The 18,678-nt window shown below is 66.3% G+C and carries 20 protein-coding genes; 8 read left to right on the forward strand and 12 right to left on the reverse strand.

What is annotated here, in order from left to right; genetic code table 11:
* Window positions 1-49 precede the first annotated feature (49 nt).
* Window positions 50-994, reverse strand: a complete 945-nt coding sequence (gene glpX / locus QM019_RS10340; RefSeq protein WP_282852935.1) for a class II fructose-bisphosphatase — start codon at window positions 992-994, stop codon at window positions 50-52.
* Window positions 995-1,197: 203 nt separating this feature from the next.
* On the opposite strand from glpX, the gene fbaA reads away from it, so the two are divergent.
* Window positions 1,198-2,226 (forward strand): class II fructose-bisphosphate aldolase, encoded by a 1,029-nt coding sequence (gene fbaA / locus QM019_RS10345; RefSeq protein ID WP_193127621.1) that lies wholly within the window; start codon window positions 1,198-1,200, stop codon window positions 2,224-2,226.
* Between the two features lie 8 nt (window positions 2,227-2,234).
* On the forward strand, window positions 2,235-2,717 hold the full coding sequence (locus tag QM019_RS10350) for a DUF6264 family protein (protein ID WP_345961028.1): 483 nt from the start codon (window positions 2,235-2,237) through the stop codon (window positions 2,715-2,717).
* Window positions 2,718-2,814: 97 nt separating this feature from the next.
* Here QM019_RS10350 and QM019_RS10355 read toward each other — a convergent pair whose 3' ends face one another.
* Window positions 2,815-3,858: a 4-hydroxy-3-methylbut-2-enyl diphosphate reductase gene (locus tag QM019_RS10355; RefSeq protein ID WP_282852922.1), complete on the reverse strand. Its 1,044-nt coding sequence runs from the start codon at window positions 3,856-3,858 to the stop codon at window positions 2,815-2,817.
* Between the two features lie 82 nt (window positions 3,859-3,940).
* Between QM019_RS10355 and xseA the strand changes: the two genes are divergently transcribed.
* The 3 genes from xseA to QM019_RS10370 are packed head-to-tail and all read left to right on the forward strand — an operon-like array spanning window position 3,941 to window position 6,054.
* Window positions 3,941-5,146: an exodeoxyribonuclease VII large subunit gene (gene xseA / locus QM019_RS10360; RefSeq protein ID WP_282852936.1), complete on the forward strand. Its 1,206-nt coding sequence runs from the start codon at window positions 3,941-3,943 to the stop codon at window positions 5,144-5,146.
* 5 nt (window positions 5,147-5,151) lie between these two features.
* On the forward strand, window positions 5,152-5,394 hold the full coding sequence (locus QM019_RS10365) for an exodeoxyribonuclease VII small subunit (protein WP_282852923.1): 243 nt from the start codon (window positions 5,152-5,154) through the stop codon (window positions 5,392-5,394).
* 3 nt (window positions 5,395-5,397) lie between these two features.
* Window positions 5,398-6,054 carry a DUF4245 domain-containing protein gene (locus tag QM019_RS10370; RefSeq protein ID WP_125106260.1) on the forward strand — a complete coding sequence of 219 codons (657 nt, stop codon included), beginning with the start codon at window positions 5,398-5,400 and terminating at the stop codon, window positions 6,052-6,054.
* A 72-nt stretch (window positions 6,055-6,126) separates the two neighbouring features.
* Here QM019_RS10370 and QM019_RS10375 read toward each other — a convergent pair whose 3' ends face one another.
* From QM019_RS10375 to QM019_RS10390, 4 genes are all read right to left on the reverse strand, one after another.
* Window positions 6,127-7,551, reverse strand: a complete 1,425-nt coding sequence (locus QM019_RS10375) for a class II fumarate hydratase (protein ID WP_413229332.1) — start codon at window positions 7,549-7,551, stop codon at window positions 6,127-6,129.
* Between the two features lie 18 nt (window positions 7,552-7,569).
* The gene (locus QM019_RS10380; RefSeq protein WP_193127626.1) at window positions 7,570-8,094 is read right to left on the reverse strand and encodes a prepilin peptidase; all 525 of its coding nucleotides are present in this window, start codon (window positions 8,092-8,094) and stop codon (window positions 7,570-7,572) included.
* Window positions 8,095-8,124: 30 nt separating this feature from the next.
* Complete coding sequence (gene phoH2, locus QM019_RS10385; RefSeq protein ID WP_282852938.1) at window positions 8,125-9,444, reverse strand: RNA 5'-3' helicase PhoH2; 1,320 nt, start codon at window positions 9,442-9,444, stop codon at window positions 8,125-8,127.
* Window positions 9,445-9,880: 436 nt separating this feature from the next.
* Complete coding sequence (locus QM019_RS10390; RefSeq protein ID WP_282852924.1) at window positions 9,881-10,669, reverse strand: isoprenyl transferase; 789 nt, start codon at window positions 10,667-10,669, stop codon at window positions 9,881-9,883.
* Window positions 10,670-10,711: 42 nt separating this feature from the next.
* Between QM019_RS10390 and trhA the strand changes: the two genes are divergently transcribed.
* Entirely contained in the window at window positions 10,712-11,422 is a 711-nt protein-coding gene (gene trhA, locus QM019_RS10395; protein WP_282852939.1) for a PAQR family membrane homeostasis protein TrhA, read from the forward strand.
* A 24-nt stretch (window positions 11,423-11,446) separates the two neighbouring features.
* Here the strand turns inward: trhA and QM019_RS10400 are convergent, their stop codons facing one another.
* From QM019_RS10400 to mca, 3 genes are read right to left on the reverse strand one after another with little or no spacing between them, the layout of a single operon-like run.
* Window positions 11,447-13,276 (reverse strand): AMP-dependent synthetase/ligase, encoded by a 1,830-nt coding sequence (locus QM019_RS10400; protein WP_282852925.1) that lies wholly within the window; start codon window positions 13,274-13,276, stop codon window positions 11,447-11,449.
* Entirely contained in the window at window positions 13,273-13,623 is a 351-nt protein-coding gene (locus QM019_RS10405; RefSeq protein WP_193127629.1) for a hypothetical protein, read from the reverse strand. Before QM019_RS10405 ends, QM019_RS10400 begins: the two co-directional genes overlap by 4 nt.
* Window positions 13,620-14,489: a mycothiol conjugate amidase Mca gene (gene mca, locus QM019_RS10410; RefSeq protein ID WP_193127630.1), complete on the reverse strand. Its 870-nt coding sequence runs from the start codon at window positions 14,487-14,489 to the stop codon at window positions 13,620-13,622. Before mca ends, QM019_RS10405 begins: the two co-directional genes overlap by 4 nt.
* Before the next feature lie 82 nt (window positions 14,490-14,571).
* On the opposite strand from mca, the gene QM019_RS10415 reads away from it, so the two are divergent.
* Window positions 14,572-14,988, forward strand: coding sequence for a DUF4307 domain-containing protein (locus QM019_RS10415; protein WP_282852926.1), 417 nt, complete (start codon window positions 14,572-14,574; stop codon window positions 14,986-14,988).
* A gap of 115 nt (window positions 14,989-15,103) precedes the next feature.
* A complete protein-coding gene (greA, locus tag QM019_RS10420; protein WP_193127632.1) occupies window positions 15,104-15,589 on the forward strand; it encodes a transcription elongation factor GreA in 486 nt (161 codons plus the stop codon).
* A 30-nt stretch (window positions 15,590-15,619) separates the two neighbouring features.
* Here greA and ilvA read toward each other — a convergent pair whose 3' ends face one another.
* The 3 genes from ilvA to QM019_RS10435 are packed head-to-tail and all read right to left on the reverse strand — an operon-like array spanning window position 15,620 to window position 18,659.
* On the reverse strand, window positions 15,620-16,876 hold the full coding sequence (gene ilvA, locus QM019_RS10425; RefSeq protein ID WP_125106268.1) for a threonine ammonia-lyase: 1,257 nt from the start codon (window positions 16,874-16,876) through the stop codon (window positions 15,620-15,622).
* Window positions 16,869-18,080, reverse strand: coding sequence for an AI-2E family transporter (locus QM019_RS10430; protein ID WP_282852927.1), 1,212 nt, complete (start codon window positions 18,078-18,080; stop codon window positions 16,869-16,871). The genes ilvA and QM019_RS10430 overlap by 8 nt, the downstream gene beginning before the upstream one ends.
* A 6-nt stretch (window positions 18,081-18,086) precedes the next feature.
* Window positions 18,087-18,659, reverse strand: coding sequence for a LemA family protein (locus tag QM019_RS10435; protein WP_193127634.1), 573 nt, complete (start codon window positions 18,657-18,659; stop codon window positions 18,087-18,089).
* Between the last annotated feature and the right edge of the window lie 19 nt (window positions 18,660-18,678).

Genomic DNA, 18,678 nt, shown 5'->3' on the forward strand with positions numbered 1-18,678 from the left:
CCCGAGCACCGGTAATCGGTGCCCGGGCTCGACGAGGGTTCGGTGTGGTCTACGCCTCGTCAGCGAGCCACTTCGATGCGCGGTGCACCGCGGTCACGCGACGGAACGTGCCCGACCGGGCGCGCAGTACGACCGAGTCGGTGGTGATGCGGTCACGCTCGCGGTTGACACCCTTCACGAGGCCACCGTCGGTCACGCCGGTACAAACGAAGAAGGTGTTGTCGGTGCGTACGAGGTCGTCAGCCGACAGCACGCGACCGAGCTCGTGACCAGCGTTGACCGCCTTGCTGCGCTCCTCGTCGTTGCGCGGGTAAAGGCGGCCCTGCATGACGCCGTCGAGCGCCTTGATCGCGCAGGCCGTGATGATGCCCTCGGGGGTGCCGCCGATGCCGACGCACATGTCGACGGTGCCGTCTTCGAGGGCGGCATTAATGCCGCCCGCGACGTCACCGTCAAGCAGCAGCGAGGTGCCGGCGCCGGTGGCGCGGATGTCCGAGATGAGCTCTTCGTGGCGGGGACGGTCGAGCACGGCGATTGTCATGTCCTCGACGTGCTTGCCCAGGGCCTTCGCGAGGCCGGTGATGTTCTCACCAATCGGGCGCTCGAGGTCGATGATGCCCTTCCCTGCCGGGCCCGTGACGATCTTCTCCATATAGAAGACCTCTTTGGGGTTGTACATCGAGCCGCGGTCGGCCACCGCGATCACGCTGATCGCGTTGCGGCGACCGGCCGCGGTCAGGCTCGTGCCATCGATCGGGTCGACCGCGATGTCGCACAGCGGGCCGGTGCCGTTGCCGACAATCTCGCCGTTGAAGAGCATGGGCGCTTCGTCCTTCTCGCCCTCACCAATGACGACCTCGCCCTGGAACTCCACCGTGGCGAGGAACTTGCGCATCGCGTCGACCGCGGCGCCGTCGGCGCCGTTCTTGTTGCCGCGACCGATCCACGGCACGGCACGAATGGCAGCGGCCTCGGTGGCGCGAACCAGCTCCATTGCGAGGTTGCGGTCGGGGTGCTCGATGAGCTCCGCTTCAATGACTTCGGACACGCTGAACCCTTTCGGTCGTGGAAAATCTGACTTCAGACTACCGGCGCGACACAACGCACAGATGACCGTTCACATGCAAGGTGTGTCCAACACACATCGATACACTGCGAGAGTCGATGCTCGTGTCGATCGACAGTGAAGGAGTCGCAATGCCCATCGCCACACCAGACCAGTATGCAGAAATGCTCAACCGCGCCAAGGACGGCGGATTCGCCTACCCGGCGATCAACGTCTCAAGCTCGCAGACCATCAACTCGGTGCTGCAGGGCCTGACTGAGGCCGGCTCTGACGGCATCCTGCAGGTCACGACCGGCGGCGCCGACTATTTCGCCGGTCAGACGCGCACTGCCCGTGCCTCCGGCGCGCTCGCCATGGCGGCGTTCGCCAAGGAGGTCGCGAAGAACTACCCGATCACGGTGGCGCTGCACACCGACCACTGCCCGAAGAACGCACTCGACACGTTCGTGCTGCCGCTCATCGAGGCCTCGGAGGAGGCCGTAAAGCGCGGCGAAGAGCCGATCTTCCAGTCGCACATGTGGGACGGCTCGGCCGTGCCGCTCGCCGAGAACCTCGAGATCGCGAAGGAACTGCTGCCCCGCATCAAGAACAACGGGCAGATCCTCGAGGTCGAGATCGGCGTTGTCGGCGGTGAAGAAGATGGCGTTGCCGCAGAGATCAACGACAAGCTCTACACCACGATCGACGACGTCGTCGCCACCGTTGAGGCGCTTGGCCTCGGCGAGCGGGGTCGCTACATGGCCGCGCTCACCTTCGGCAACGTGCACGGCGTGTACAAGCCCGGCAACGTGAAGCTTCGCCCGGAGCTCCTCGCCGAGTTGCAGGCCGGCATTGCCGAGAAGTACGGCACCGCCGAGAAGCCGCTCGACCTCGTGTTCCACGGCGGTTCGGGTTCGTCGGCCGAGGAAATCGCGACCGCCGTGCGCAACGGTGTCATCAAGATGAACATTGACACCGACACGCAGTACGCGTTCTCGCGTTCGGTGGCCGACACCGTACTGAAGAACTACGACGGCTTCCTCAAGATCGACGGCGAAGTTGGCAACAAGAAGGTCTACGACCCCCGCTCGTGGGGCAAGAAGGCCGAGACCGCCATGTCGGAGCGCATCGTCGAGGCCACGCAACAGCTCGGTTCGCACGGCAAGTCGCAGTCCATCTAGCGCCACCCGTGACCCAACCCCCATCCACCGGGCCCCGAGGCAAGCAGCCAGGGCCCGGTGGCCAGTTTTCACCCGAAGAACTGCGCCGCCTCCGGCTGCGCGGTGACCGAATCATGGGCGTCGGCCTATTTGTGCTCGGCATCTTCGGCACCATCATCCACATGTCGAGCGTCACCGAGCAATCGCTCGTGACCCAGGTCGCACTGCTGTACCACCAGCTCGACCTCGGCGCCTATGTACGACCGGCCGACCTCGGCCTCGTCGCCACGACGGGCGTGATCGCGCACGTCGTGAACTACGCCGTGTGGCTCTACGTCGCCGTGCGCCGCTGGAACTCGGGCAAGCGGGCGCTGTGGTGCGCCGCCGTCGGCGCCGTCATCGCGGTCGCTATCACGCTCGCGGTCGTCACGGCCGCGATGTTTGCGCATCCCGAGGTCATCGACTGGTTCGCGAACGGCGCGCCCGCGCCGAGCCCGACGCCAACACAATAACGAGGGCCAAGCGGGCGACTCACGCCGCGCTCGACCCTCGTTGAGGGGCTGGCGGATGCGCGCATCCGCCAGCCCCTCCTTGCTTACGACGCGCTGTTTACGACTTTGACGAGACGCCGCCGCCGTGGCCGCCGAGTCCGCGGTCGTCGTGCTCGAGGTCCTTGCGCAGTTCCTTCGGTAGCGAGAACATGAGGTCCTCCACCGCGGTCTGTACCTCGTCAACGTCGCCGTAGCCGGCGGTCGCGAGGGCATCGATCGTCTCTTGCACGAGCACCTCAGGCACGGATGCGCCGGAGGTCACGCCGACCGTCTCGACACCATCGAGCCACTCCTGCTGGATCTCATCGGCGTAGTCAATGCGGTACGACGCCTTCGCGCCGTGCTGCAGCGCCACCTCGACGAGGCGCACCGAGTTCGACGAGTTCGCCGAACCGACCACGATTACGAGGTCGGACTCGGCCGCGACCTTCTTGATCGCAACCTGGCGGTTCTGCGTTGCGTAGCAAATGTCGTCCGAAGGTGGGTTCTGGAGGTTGGGGAAGCGCGCGCGCAGACGGTTCACCGTCTCCATCGTCTCGTCGACCGAGAGCGTCGTTTGCGAGAGCCACACCACGTTGTCGGGGTCGGGCACGACGACCGTGTCGGCCTCCTCGGGCGAGTTCACGACGGTGACGTTGTCGCCGCCGTGGCCCGCGGTGCCCTCGACCTCTTCGTGGCCGACGTGACCGATGAGCAGAATCTGGCGGTCTTGCTTGGCGAAGCGCGTGGCCTCGCGATGCACCTTCGTCACGAGCGGGCAGGTCGCGTCGATGGTCTGCAGTTCGCGGTCGGCCGCAGCCTCCTTGACCATCGGTGACACGCCGTGCGCCGAGAACACGAGATGCGACCCCTCGGGCACCTCGTCGACCTCGTCGACAAAGATCGCGCCGCGCTGCTCGAGCTCCGATACCACGTGCTTGTTGTGGACGATCTGCTTTCGCACATAGACCGGGGAGCCGTAGCGCTCGAGCGCTTTATCCACAGCTACCACGGCCCGGTCAACGCCGGCGCAGTATCCTCGAGGGGCGGCAAGCAGCACCCGCTTGTGACCGTCCACCGGACGATCCTCAAGGGTGACAGCAGGCCGCGGAACGCGGGGCATGGAAAGATTTACAGCTCGGCCACTCATATCGTCACCATTCTAGGTTGACTCGCTCAGGTAAGGCAGGTGATTTCGCTTGGCGGTGAACCAGTCCTCCCCCGAGCAGCCGTTCCAGGTGTCGTATATCTCGCAGGCGATCCACGATTGGGTCTCTCGGCTCGGCTCGGCCTGGGTCGAAGGCGAGCTCACGAGCTATGACATCCGCGGCGGCCACGCCTACGCCAAGATTCGAGACCTCGAACAAGACGCCTCACTCTCAATCGTCATGTGGCGGTCGGTGCGCGAGCGTCTTACCGAAGAGTTCCGCAAGGGCGACCGCGTCATCATCAATGCGAAGCCCGACGTGTGGGTCAAGGGCGGCTCGCTCTCGCTGCAGGTCTACGACATGCGCCACGTCGGCCTCGGCACGCTGCTCGAGCAGCTCGAGCGACTGCGCCGCAAGCTCGCCGACGAGGGTCTGTTTGATGCCAGCCGCAAACGGCCGCTCCCCTTCCTGCCGAACAAGATCGGCCTCGTCACCGGCCGCGACTCCGACGCCGAGAAGGATGTGCGCCGCAACTCCGAGCTCCGCTGGCCAGCCGTGCAGTTCCGCACCGAGTATGCGCGCGTGCAGGGCGATAACGCAGCCGCCGAGGTGCTCGTCGCGATGCAGCGACTTGACGCCGACCCCGAGGTCGACGTCATCATCATCGCCCGCGGCGGTGGCGACTTCCTTCACCTGCTGCCATTCAGTGACGAGACGCTCGTGCGCGCCGCAGCGGCCATCACGACGCCGCTTGTCAGCGCGATCGGCCACGAGGCCGACCGGCCAATCCTCGACGAGGTGGCCGATCTGCGCGCATCCACCCCGACCGATGCCGCGAAACGGGTCGTGCCAGACGTGGCCGAGCAACTCGACCTCGTGACCCAGCTGCGGGCGCGCATCCGCCGCCACGTCACCGAGCTGGTGCGCGTCGAGGGCCGACGCTTCGAAGACCTGCGCTCGCGCCCCGCCCTTGCGAACCCGAGTTGGATCATCGACCAGCGTGGCGACGAGGTTGGGCGCCTCGCCACGCGCGGCAGCGAACTCATGGACTGGCACCTGCGCCGCGCCTCCGACGAGGTGAGTGGCCTGGGGCACCGCCTCGCGGCACTGTCGCCGCTCGGCACCCTGCAGCGCGGCTACGCGATCGTCGAACGCGTCGACGGGGCCGCACCCGGGCTCGTCACGACCACATCCGGCGTCGAAGCCGGCGCGAAACTCAATATCCGTGTCACCGACGGCAGAATCGAGGCAACCGTAGAATGAGCACCATGGCCGAACCCCAGGCATCCGAGCCCACCCCCGTGGACGAACTCAGCTTCGAGCAGGCCCGCGACGAGCTTGCCCTCGTCGTGCAATCGCTCGAACAGGGCTCGCAGCCTCTCGAGGAGTCCCTACGACTGTGGGAGCGCGGGGAGTCGCTCGCCGCACGCTGCGAACAGTGGCTCAAGGGCGCTCGCGAGCGCCTCGAGCGGGCCCGCGACCAGCACAACCCCGAATCCTCCCAGGAGTAACACTTGGCCGAGCGCCCCCAAGATCCCCCGGTTGTCGCCGAACTCGGTCGACCGGAAACCCCCGAAGAGACTGCCGCCCGCAAGGCAGAATCGTCGCGCAAGTACCGTCAGCGCAAGACGATTCAGAACCTCATTGCGGCGCTCGGTGTCAGCGTGGTGCTCATGTTCGTCATGGTGCTGATCGTGCCGCGAAATGACGCGGAAGAGCTCCCCGACATCGACTTCACGGCGGCCGCCGAAGAGGCGCAGCCGCAGTTCGAGGTTCCCCTCGTGGTGCCGGAGTTGGGCGACAACTGGCAGTCAAACGGCACCGAGATTCGCACCGGCAACGACGACGTCACCGAGTGGTACATCGGCCTGCTCGACATCGTCGATGGCCAAGCAGACGAGTTCGTCGGCATTCGCCAGGGCGTCAACGCGAACGACACCTGGACCTACGACAAGGTTGGCAACCGCACGCCGACTGGCACGGTCGAGGTTGGCGGAGTGATGTGGGACGAGTACGACTACATGGACCTCTCGCGCGAGGATGCCGGCAACAACCGCTACGTGCTCGTCGCGACCCGTGACGACGCGACCTACATCGTCTTCGGTTCTGGCTCGGTCGAGTCGGTGCAGCAGGTCGCCGAGTCGATCGCCGACCAGATTCCGGCCAACTAGGGCGACCAAGCTCACGCGGCAACGAAGAAGGGCCCGGGCAATGCGCCCGGGCCCTTGCTCATCGCTGACTCGCTAGAGGTTCGGCGAGGTCATCTTGAGCACGTCAAGCTTGGCGTCGAGGTCGGCCTCGGTGATCTCGCCGCGCTCGACGAAGCCGAGGTCGATGACGGCTTGGCGCACGGTGACCTTGTTCGCCACGGCGTACTTCGCAACCTTGGCGGCGGCCTCGTAACCGATGACGCGGTTCAGCGGCGTCACGATCGAGGGCGACGATTCGGCGAGGTCACGGGCGTGCTCGACGTTGGCCGTGAGGCCGACGACGGTCTTGTCGGCGAGCACCCGCACCGAGTTCGAGAGCAGGCGAATCGACTCGAGCAGCGCCGTGCCCATCACCGGAATCTGCACATTGAGCTCGAATGCGCCCGAGGCGCCGGCGAAGGCGATGGTCGCGTCGTTACCGATGATGCGCGAGGCGACCATGAGCACGGCCTCGGGCACAACCGGGTTGACCTTGCCGGGCATGATCGACGAACCGGGTTGGAGGTCGGGAATCGCGATCTCACCGAGACCGGTGTTCGGGCCCGAGCCCATCCAACGCAGGTCGTTGTTGATCTTCACGAGCGACACGGCGAGCGTGCGCAGCGCGCCCGAGGCCTCGACGAGGCCGTCGCGCGCGCCCTGGGCCTCAAAGTGGTCGGCCGCTTCGTGCAGCGGGAGGTTCGTGTTCGACGCGAGCTCGGCGATGACCTGCTCCGAGAAGCCCGCCGGCGTGTTGATGCCGGTGCCGGTCGCGGTGCCGCCAAGCGGAACCTCGGCGACGCGCGAGATGGTCGCGTTGACGCGGTCGATACCGAGGCGAATCTGGCGGGCGTAGCCGCCGAACTCCTGGCCGAGGGTGACCGGGGTGGCGTCCATGAGGTGGGTGCGGCCCGCCTTCACGACGTCCTTCCACTCGGTGGCCTTTGCCTCGAGTGCCTCGGCGAGGTGCGTCAGCGCGGGCACGAGCTCCTCGAGCAGCGAACCGGTGACGGCGACGTGGGCCGAGGTCGGGAAGACGTCGTTCGACGACTGCGACGCGTTGACGTGGTCGTTCGGGTGCACCTGCTCGCCAAGCGAGGCGGTGGCGAGGTTCGCGAGCACCTCGTTCATGTTCATGTTCGACGAGGTGCCCGAACCGGTCTGGTAGACGTCGATCGGGAACTGGTCGAGGTGGGCGCCGCCAATAATCGTTTCGGCAGCCTGCACGATTGCCTGGGCGCGAGCCGAGTCAACGATGCCGAGGCGCTCGTTGACGATCGCCGCGGCGCGCTTGATCTGCGCGAGCGCGATCACCTGGCGGTCCTCGAGTCGGCTGCCCGAAATCGGGAAGTTCTCAACGGCACGCTGGGTCTGCGCGGCGTAAAGGGCTTCTTTCGGCACGCGCACCTCCCCCATCGTGTCGTGCTCGATCCGGTACTCGGTCTCGGGGGTGTTCACCACGTGTGTGCCTTTCTCCACGGCGAAAATTCGACCTTTCTAGCCTAGTTGACCGGCGTGTACGCCGCCGGAGAGTTCGCCAATGGCGGCGACCCAGAAGCCGACGAGCAGCCACGGGCCGAACGCGAGTTGAGCATCCCGCTGGCGCGTGCGCACCAGCGTGGCCGTCGCGGCAAGCCCACCGGCGACGAACGCAACGACCAAGCCAACCAACGGGGTTTGTCCACCGAGCAACCCGAGCCCGACTGCGAGCGGCACCGCAAGCTTGACGTCGCCCATGCCCATGCCAGCGACGAGCGCGAAGGCGCCGAACAGCACGAGCGCGAGCACGCCCGCGAGCACCGCGGCGACCGGGAACTGCGCCGTGATGCCCCACTGCAGCAGCACACCGACGCTCGCGGCGACCCACCCCGGCAGGGTCCACGCGTTCGGCAGCCGGTGCTCACGCAGGTCGACGCGCACGAGTGGCACCGTCGCAACCGCCGCGTAGCCGATAACCAGGATGCTCCCCCACACGCGCCCGAGCGTAGCGAGCAACGACGACGCGGCCGCCGACTTATCCACAGGACGAGTCGGCGGCCGCGTCGCAGTTCGCTAGAAGTTGTAGTCCTCGAGCAGGTCGGTCACGAGCGCCGCGATGTCGCTTCGCTCGGAACGGGTCAGGGTGATGTGGCCGAACAGCTTGTGGCCCTTGAGCGTCTCGATAACCGAGGCGATGCCATCGTGGCGGCCAACGCGGAGGTTGTCTCGCTGTGCAACGTCGTGCGTCAGCACCACCTTCGAGTTCTGGCCAATGCGCGAGAGCATCGTGAGGAGCACGTTGCGCTCGAGCGACTGGGCCTCGTCGACGATCACGTAGGCGTCGTGCAGCGAACGACCGCGGATGTGCGTCAGCGGCAGGATCTCAAGCATGTTGCGGCTGATGACCTCGTCGATGACGTTGTCCGAGACGATCGACGAGAGCGCGTCGTAGACGGCCTGACCCCACGGGCTCATCTTCTCGTCAGCGTCGCCGGGCAGGTACCCGAGATCCTGGCCGCCCACCGCGTAGAGCGGGCGGAAGATCATGATCTTGCGCTGCAGTCCTCGCTCGAGCACGTTCTCGAGCCCCGCGGCCAGCGCGAGCGCCGACTTCCCCGTTCCGGCACGGCCACCGATCGAGACGATGCCGACCGTTGGGTCCATGAGCAGGTCGAGCGCGAGGCGCTGCTCGGCCGATCGTCCGTGCACGCCAAAGACGTCGCGGTCGCCGCGCACGAGTCGCACCCGACCGCGGTCGACGACCCGGCCGAGCGCCGAGCCGCGTTCGGAGCTGATGACGAGCGAAGTGTTGATCGGGTGCTCGGCGACCTCGTCGGTCGAGATTTCCTCGTGCTCGTACAGGTCGCTCATGTCGTCGGCGCCAAGGGCGAGCTGACCCGTGCCGGTGTAGCCGGTGTCACGCGCGAGCTCGTGCCGGTACTCGTCGGCCGACATGCCGATCGTCGAGGCCTTGACGCGCATCGGGGTGTCCTTCGATACCACCGTGACGTGGGCGCCCTCGTCGGCGAGGTTCGCTGCCACGGCAAGGATGCGGGTGTCGTTGTCGCCCTGCTGCATGCCGCTCGGCAGGATCTGCTGGTTCGAGTGGTTGAGCTCGACGCGGATCGTGCCGCCCTGCTCGCCCACCGGCATCGGGAGGTCGAGGCGACCGTACTCGACCCGGAGTTGATCGAGCAGGCGCAGCGACTGGCGGGCGAAATAGCCGATCTCGGGATCGTGACGCTTCTTCTCGAGTTCGGTGACCACGACGATGGGGATCACGACTTCGTGCTCCTCAAAGCGGAACATGGCGCGCGGGTCGCTCAGTAGCACGGAGGTGTCGAGCACGTAGGTGCGCACCGCGACTTCCGCGCCCGACTCACCCCCGTTCAGCTGCTCGAGCTTAGGCCCGGGCTTACCCCGGCTAGCGTCATCGAGGTGGTCGGGAGTGGTGGTGCTGGTCACGGAAGCTGCTCCTCGCCGAGCGGGATGCTCGTTGCTGGTGCAAAACGGCCACTGGGTGTCGAAACGAACTTGTGTGGCCGCTTCGATCAGGACGCATACCTGATACCTGCAAGCTACGCCGACACACCTCACAAACTCGGTAGCGGGGCGCGGAATCCAAAGATGCCTCCGAACTCGTAACCGGAAGTTCACTCTGGGCGTGACGGATGTGACTGGAGTGATAGAAGTCGACTAGTGAGCCGACCGAATGCGGCGAAAGTCGCAGGCAGCACTTGAAGCCTCCGGCGTGTCGCGCGCGTCGCCCGGCGCGTCGCGACCTCGGCGCGGGATGGGCGGGGTCGAACCGCAGGATGCGTTGGGCCGGCTACGAACCGTAGCGCCGCTCGCGCTTGCCGAAGTCACGCAGCGCCCGGAGGAAGTCGACCTCGCGGAGGTCGGGGCCGAGCGCCTCGACAAAGTAGAACTCCGCGTGCGCCGTCTGCCAGAGCATGAAGTCGCTGAGTCGCTGCTCGCCCGACGTGCGGATCATGAGGTCGGGGTCGGGCTGGCCGCCCGTGTAGAGGTGCTCGCCGATCATTTCGGGCGTCACGATGTCGGCGAGTTCCTGGATGCTCCCGCCCGAGTCGGCGTGGCTTCGCACGATCGAGCGCATCGCGTCGACGATCTCGTTGCGGCCGCCGTAGCCGATCGCGAGGTTCACGTGCGGGCCCGTCGCGCCGCTCGTCGCCGTGACGACGCGCTCGAGCGTCTCGGCCAGTTCGGGGGCGAGCCCCTCGGTCGAGCCGACGTGTTGCACCTGGAACCGGCCGGACTCGGCGATCTGCTCCGCCAGGTGCCCGATGATGGTCATGAGCTGGGTGAGCTCGTTCGACGAGCGGCTCGTGAGGTTGTCCCGCGAGAGCAGATAGAGCGTCACCGTGCCGATGTGGGCGCGATCGCACCACTGCAGAAACTCGATCATTTTCGCGGCGCCCGCGCGGTGGCCGGCCGCCGCATCCGTCAGCCCGACCTGCTTCGCCCAGCGACGGTTGCCGTCGATGATCATCGCGACGTGCTGCGGACGCACCTGCGTGCGCACGAGCGACTTCCACAACCGTCGCGCATAGACCCGATAGAGAAACCTCGGGATGCGCACAACGGTTCGTCGATTCACATCCGCAAATCTAGTCGACGGCGTAGCATCGCTAGCGTGATGATGACCCGTGCGCCGCGAACCAACGACCCCAGTGCGGTCGAGGGCGCCCCTGCGCAGGACAACTATCTCGCCGTTGCACGCCCGCTGCTGCGCGGCTGGCTCCACACCGGCGCGGCCCCGCTTGCGCTCGTGCTCGGCACGCTGCTCTTCCCGTTCGTGTCGACCGCGCGTGGGGTCTTTGCCGTCAGCGTCTTCACGCTCTGTTCGATCATCCTCTTCGGCATGTCGGCGCTCTATCATCGCTTCGACTGGAAGCCGCGGACGAAGGCGGTGCTGCGTCGTTTCGACCACGCGAACATCTTCCTGCTGATCGCCGGCACGTACACCCCGCTGGCCCTGCTCGCGCTGCCGCCTGAAAAGGGCTGGCTGCTGTTCGGCCTTGTCTGGGGCATCTCGGTCGTCGGCATCGTCTTCAACGTTGCCTGGATCACGGCACCGCGCTGGCTGTACGTCGCGCTCTACCTCGTCACCGGGTGGATCGCGGTGATGTACATCGTCGACCTCGTGCATGCCTCGGTCGGCATGATGGTGCTCGTCGTCGTTGGCGGCCTCATCTACACGGGCGGGGCCGTCGTCTACGCGCTGAAGCGACCGAACCCGTGGCCGAACACCTTTGGCTTCCACGAGATCTTCCACGCCGGAACCGTCGCCGCGTGGGTGTGCCACTGGGCCGCGATCCTGCTGATCGTCCTGCACCCGGTCACCGTCTAGCAACCGGGCGCAGCCTCGGCCTCACTATTTGTGGTCGAAGATCTTCGCCATCGAGTCGGCAAAGTTCGCCTCGACGACCCGCCGAATCAGCTTTGTTGAGGCCGATACCTCACCGCGATCCTCGCTGAACATCCTCGGCACGATCTCGAACTTGCGGATCGACTCGGCGCGCGACACGTGCGTATTGGCTTTGTCGACCTCGGCCTGCAGCGCCTTCAGCACAGTCTCGTTCGTGCGCGCCTGCTCGAGCGTGAGCGGTCCGACGCCGTGGTTCTCGAGCCACCCTGGCAGCATCGCCTCGTCGAGGGCGATGAGCGCAGCGATGAAGGGCTTGCCCTCGCCGACCACCATGATCTCGCCGACGAGCGGATGCGAGCGGAGCGCGTTTTCGAGCACGGCCGGCTGTACGTTCTTGCCACCCGCCGTCACGAGGATTTCCTTCTTGCGCCCAGAGATGCGCAGGTAGCCGTCGGCGTCGAGCTCGCCGAGGTCACCCGTGCGGAGCCACCCTTCGGCGTCGATCGCTTCGGCCGTCGCCTCGGCGTTGTTGTGGTAGCCGCGGAACAAGCTCGGCCCCTTGATCAGCACCTCGCCGTCTTCGGTCACTGCGAGTGACATGCCCGGGTAGGGGGCACCCACGGTGCCGATCTTGATGCGACCGGGGCGGTTCACGCTCGCGGGAGCGGTCGTCTCGGTGGCCCCGTAGCCCTCCATGATCGTGACGCCGAGGCCGCGGAAGAAGTGCGCGTGGCGCAGCGACAGCGCCGCACCGCCCGAAATGGCATAGTCGACCTGGCCACCCATGACGTCGCGCAGCTTGCCGAGCACAAGCCGGTCGGCGAGCGAGTGTCGGGCCCGCAGGCCTGCCCCAGGCCGACCCCCGTCAAGCGCCTCGGAATATGCGACCGCAACGTCAACCGCCCAGCGGAAAAGTCGGAGCTTGACGCCCTTACCGGCCTTCGCATCTGCCGCGTTGTACACGGTCTCGAACACGCGCGGCACGGCGATGAGCCACGTGGGTTCGAAAGATTGCAGGTCGGTGACGAGGTTCTTCGTGTTCGGCGCGTAGCCGAGCACGGTGCCGGAGTGCACGCAGAGGAACTGGGCGAAGCGACCGTACACGTGCGCGAGCGGCAGGAAGAGCAACGTGCGCTTAGCGACGCCCTCGTCGCTCGGAAGCACGACGCGGCCGAGCCCGGGCTCGCTGACACCGTTGATGACGTGCGCAAGCCAGTTGTGGTGCGTGAGTTCGACGCCCTTGGGGCGCCCCGTCGTTCCTGAGGTGTACACGATCGACGCGAGGTCTTCGAGCCCGACGCTCGCGGCGCGGGCATCGAGGTCTGCGTCAGAGATGTCGGCTGCCGCCCCCGACTCGACGAGACCGTCGAGGTCGCCGCGGTCGATCACGAAGACCCGTTCGAGGCCGGTGGAGGCGCGCACTTCGGCGGCGAGCTCGGCGTGCTCGTCGGTCTCGACGATGAGGGTGCGGATCTCGGCGTCCGTGCACATCCACACGAGCTGCTCGGCCGACGAGGTGTGATAGATCGGCACGACGACGGCGCCGACTGAAAGCACCGCGAAATCCGCGACGGTCCACTCATAGCGGGTGCCGGCCATGATGCCGACCGCGTCGCCCGACTGGACTCCTGCCGCGACGAGGCCGCGGGCGAGGGCTCGCACATCGTCGTCGAGCTGCCCGATCGTGATCGGGGTGAAGGTACCGTCAACGCGGTGTTCGGCGAAGACCGAGTCGGGGTCGGCCTCGACCCGGCGACGCAGCATGGTGGTCAGCGTGTCACGTGGTTCGAAGGTCCCGAGGCCCTCGACGTGCGCGGTGGCGAGAAGTTCGGTCATGCCCGTGGCTCCTCGTCACCCGGCGCTTCCCGCGTCGGGTCAATGCCCTCTGCATCCTGGGCTGAGCCGGGGGCTGACGCCTCAGCGTCCGTCTCACCGGACTCGCGCTCGCGGGCCTGGCGCTCGAGCTCCTCGCGTTCGAGCTGCTCGCGAATGTCGTAGCGCGCGTTGGCGCGAGCCGAGCGGCGCATCAAGCTCATCGCGATGAGACCGACCGCGATGAATAGCGCCGCGGTCGCGAAGAATCCGACCGGACCGGGCGTGACGTCGACGGGGTCGAACGGCTGGTTGGTGGGCGTCGGCGTCGCGGTCGCCGCGAGGAACACCGTGGTGACTACCTGATTCACTTGCTCTCAGCCTCCGCATCGATGCCGTTGAAGAGGTCGGTCTCGGGCAGCTCACACGCCACCCGGCTCGCGACGAGCTCGTAATCGTCGTAGGGGTAGGCCTCGCGCTCGAGGTCGCGCGGGTACCCGAAGAAGAACTCGTCCTCGGGCCCCACCTGGCTCGCGTGCGCGCGGAGCGCAGCGTCGCGCACCTCGAAGTGGCGCTCGATCGAAATCTGCGTCGTGAGGTTCGCTTCCACGCTCATGAGTCGTTCGAGCATCGCCTCCATGCGCTCGGTGAGGTGCACCTCGGGGTGGTCCTTAATGAGGTCGGCCATCGATTGCGCACGGCGCTGATTCATCGTGCGGTCGTAGTAGAGCTTGCTCGGAGCCCAGGGCTCACCAAGCTCGGGGTAGCGCTGCTCGCCCGCGAGCTGCCACGCGAGCATCGACACCTCGTGGGTGCGGATGTGGTCGGGATGCGGATAGCCACCGTTCTCGTCGTACGTGACGAGCACGTGCGGGCGGAACTCGCGGATGAGCCGCAGCAGCGGCCGCACACTCACTTCAAGCGGGATGCGCGCGAATGTACCGGGTTCGAGCACGCCATCTTCGGGCATGCCGGAGTCGCGGTAGCCGAGCCAGCGGTGCTCGACGCCGAGCACCCGCTGCGCCTCGGCCATCTCGAGTCGGCGCAGGCCGGGCAGGTCACGCTCGGCGTGCGAACGCGCGTGCACGGCAGTGTTGAGGATGCTGCCGGCTTCGCCGCCGGTGCAGCTCACGATCATCACCTCCGCACCGTCATGAACGTACGACGCGTACGTGGCGGCTCCCTTCGACGATTCGTCGTCGGGGTGGGCGTGGACGGCAAGCAGCCGAAGCGACACAGGAGACTCCTGATTCCGTTGCTACAGAGTGCGGGCGGTACGCTGGCACTAAACGAAAATCTTATCGTGAGGATTGCACGACGTGACCGATCTTGACGCCAGGTATGGCAAGTCGCCCCGCGCGTCGAAGCACCGCACCGGAGTCTCGATCGGCGTGACGGTTGCCCTCGTCATCGGCGTCGTCGCGTTTTGGGCCATCACCTCGCTCAACCCCGCGGCGACAATCGAGTCGCAAATGGGCGGGTTCACGGTCGAGTCGCCGAGCGAGATCACCGCGACGGCGCGTGTCTCAGTGCAGCCCGGCACGCCGGTCGCCTGCGCGATTCAAGCAAGCAACGAGGGCTCGTCGATCGTCGGCTACCAGGTGGTGCAGCTCGACCCGCAGGCGGAACAGCACCAGACCGTGCACGTGACGCTGCGCACCACGAGCGCCGCCGACACCGTCGAAGTGCGCGAGTGTTGGGTTAACGAACTCACCGACTCCGCCGACGTCGAATAAAACCCCGATCGCGCGGCGTGTCTGCCTGCCGTGCAAACCAAGGGGCTAGACTGTGGGGATTGCTGCAGCCTCGACGCCGTCGAGGCTGCGCTGTTATATCCAAGGAGAATGACCGATGACTACCTCTGAACCCACCTGGCTCACGCAGACCGCGTACGACCGCTACACGCAGGAACTCGAGTTCCTCTCGACGACGCGACGTACGGAAATTGCCAAGGAGATTCAGGAAGCGCGCGAAGACGGCGACCTCAAGGAGAACGCCGGTTACCACGCAGCGAAGGACGAGCAGGGCCAGATCGAGTCCCGCATCACCGAGCTCGAGGCGCTGCTCAAGACCGCCGAGGTGCGCGAAGCACCGAAGGCAAACGGCAGCGTCGTACTCGGCACCGTCGTGACCGCGAAGGTCGCCGGCCGTGAGCAGCACTTCCTCTACGCGAGCACGGAGCTCGCCTCCGAGACCGAACTGCGCATCTTCTCGCCCGACAGCCCGATCGGCAAGGTCATCGACGGCCTGAAGATCGGCGAGAAGACGAGCTACGACGCCCCGAACGGCAAGCAGGTCGACGTCGAGATCGTCAACGTCGAGACCTTCGAAAGCTAGGCGCCCAGCCAGCACCCCTGCAGAGGCGGGCTACACCGTCGCGTTTCGATCGATGCGCGGCTCGTAGCCCGCCTCTCGCAATGCCTGGACAACCTGGCGAGCGTGGTTCGTGCCGCGCGTTTCGACGGAGACCTCGAGCTCAACGCGGTCGATCTGCAGCGCCTTATTGTGCCGCGTGTGCAAGACCTCGATCACGTTCGCGCCGATCTCGGCGAGAATCGTGGCGATGCGCGCGAGGTGACCCGGCACATCCTGCAGCCCGATGACGAGCTTGAGGTAGCGGTCGGATGCGGTGAGGCCCTGCGAGATCACCTTTTCGAGCATCATCGGGTCAATGTTGCCGCCCGACAGCAGCGCAACAGTCGTGCCGGTGTCACGCACCTGCCCGCTGAGGATCGCGGCCACCGCTGCGGCACCGGCCGGCTCAGCGACGAGCTTCGCCCGTTCGAGCAGCAGTAGGATCGCTCGTGAAAGGTCGCCCTCCGACACCGTGATGATGCGGTCGACGTACTTGCGCACGACTTCGAAAGTGAGCTGACCCGGCTCGGCCACGGCGATGCCATCGGCGATCGTCGGGCGTGCCGTGATCTTCACGGGGTGCCCTGCGCGCATCGAGACAGGGAACGGCGCCGTGTTCTCGGCCTGCACGCCGATGACCTGGATCTCGCGCCCCTGCTCGGCCGCGTAGTGCTTCAGCGTCGCGCCGAGGCCGCTCGCGAGGCCACCACCGCCGATCGGCACGATGACGGTGTCGACGTCGGGTAGTTGCTCGACGATGTCGAGGGCAAGCGTGCCCTGGCCCGTGATGATGTCGGGGTGATCGTACGGGTGGATGAACACCGCGCCGGTCTCTTCTGCGAATCGCTGCGCGCCCGCGAGCGACTCGGCCACGTTGTCACCCTCGAGACGAATCTCGGCGCCGTAGCCGGCCGTCGCCTCAAACTTCGGAATCGGCACGCCCTTCGGCATGAAGATCGTCGCCGGAATGTCGAGCTCGCGCGCGGCGAAGGCCACGCCCTGGGCGTGGTTTCCTGCCGATGCAGCCACCACACCGCGGGCCCGCTCGTCGGCGCTGAGCTTCGACAGCCGGTTGGTCGCGCCGCGCAGCTTGTACGAGCCAGTTCGCTGCAGGTTCTCGGCCTTGAGGAAAACCGGCGAACCGACGTACTGCTGCAGGAACCGGGCCGAGTCGAGCGGCGTCATGCGCGCCGTCTGGCGCACGATCGCTTGGGCGGCTCGCACGGCGTCAAGGGAAGGGACGAACGAGGTGTCGAGCGAATCACTCACCAGGAGTGGCCTTCTTTCTCACACGGATTTTGATGGGACGCCGCTTTGGAACCTTGGCGGCGTTGGTATCGAGTTGCATGACCATGCCCTCGGTCGGGTCTGGTTCGTCGCGCCACTTGCCGGAGGCAATGTAGCGGACCATCACGTTCGTCGCGGCAACGATCGGCACGGCCACGACGGCGCCGGCAACTCCGGCGAAGATCGAGCCGGCGCTCACCGACACCAGGATCGCCAGCGGGTGGATCTGCACGGCCTGCCCCATGATCAGGGGTTGCAGGACGTTCGACTCGATCGCCATGACGGCAACCACGATCACCAGCATAATCACCGCGGTCCACAGGCCGTGTGACAGCAACGCCAACACGACCGCGACGGCGCCCGAGAGTAACGCGCCGATGAGCGGGACGAAGGCGAACAGAAACACGATAATGCCGATCGCGAGAGCGAACGGCACTTGCAGCACGACGGCGCCGATGAAGATGCCGACGGCGTCAATGAGCGCGACGACCACCTGCACGCGGACGTAGTGCCCGACGGTGATCCACGCGCGCTCCCCCGCACCGTCGACCGCAGCGCGGGCCGCGCGCGGGAACAGGCTCACGACGAACAGCCAGATGCGTCGGCCGTCAAGCAGATAGAAGACGAGGGCAAAGAGTGCGAAGGCGAAGCCCGTCGCGATGGCCCCGAGGGTGCTGCCGGCCGTGAGCGTCGTTTCGATCAGCGTACCGACGTTGGTCTCGAGCCAGGTGCTCACGCCCTGGAACCAGCCGATGAGCTGGTCTTCGCCGAGATGCAGGGGCGAGTTCTCGGCCCACACCATCAGTTCCTGATAGCGTTCCTCGATCAGCGTGAAGTCGATGCGCTCGCCAGATCGGAACGCTTGCACCACGAGCCCGACGAGGATCGCGATGGCACCAAATAGGGCCACGAGCGCCGCCAGCAGCGCGAACCCCTTCGGCCAGCGAAGCTGATTGCGTAAGTAGTTCGTCAGCGGCACGAGGAGGGCGGTAAGGAGCACGCCGACAACGAGCGGAACGACGATAAACGTCGTCTTCGCGAGCAGCCAGAAGATCGGAATGAACGCGAGCGCGATGATGATCCATCGCCACGCCCAGGCGGCCGCGATGCGCACGGGGCGCGTGACGAGGTCGCCTTCCCGCTCCTCAGCCTGTCGGGGGTCCTCGGCCCGGGTGGATCCTGCCATATGCGCTTAGAACTGCACGCGTGGCGGTTCGGAGATCGCCGCGCGGTCGGCGACGTCAAAGAACTCGCGCTCGCCGAACCCGAATGGGCCGGCAACAACGTTGTTCGGGAACACCTTGATCGAGGTGTTGAGCTCACGCACGCTGCCGTTGTAATAGCGGCGCGACGACTGAATCTTGTCTTCAGTCTGGACGAGGTCGCGCTGGAGCTGGGTGAAGTTGTTGCTTGCCTGCAGCTGCGGGTACGCCTCAGCAACGGCAAACAGACTGCGCAGCGCTCCCTGCAGGTGGTTCTCGGCGACCGAGGCCTCGCCCGGCGTCGACGCCGAGAGCGTTTCGCTGCGGGCCTGCGTCACCTCGGAGAACACGCGCTGCTCGTGCTGCGCGTAGCCCGAGACGGTGTTGATGAGGTTCGGAATCAGATCGGCCCTGCGCTTCAGCTGCACCGTGATGTCACTCCACGCCTCGTCGACGCGAATGCGATTCTTCGTGAGTCGGTTGTACGTCACCCAGATCCAGACGATCAGGAGGACGAGCACGACGGCAATAACGATGAGCGTGACAAGGAGTGCCGGTTCCATGGTGGCAGTCTAGCCAGCC

This window comes from Gulosibacter sediminis (assembly GCF_030011715.1).
Classification (GTDB): domain Bacteria; phylum Actinomycetota; class Actinomycetes; order Actinomycetales; family Microbacteriaceae; genus Gulosibacter; species Gulosibacter sediminis.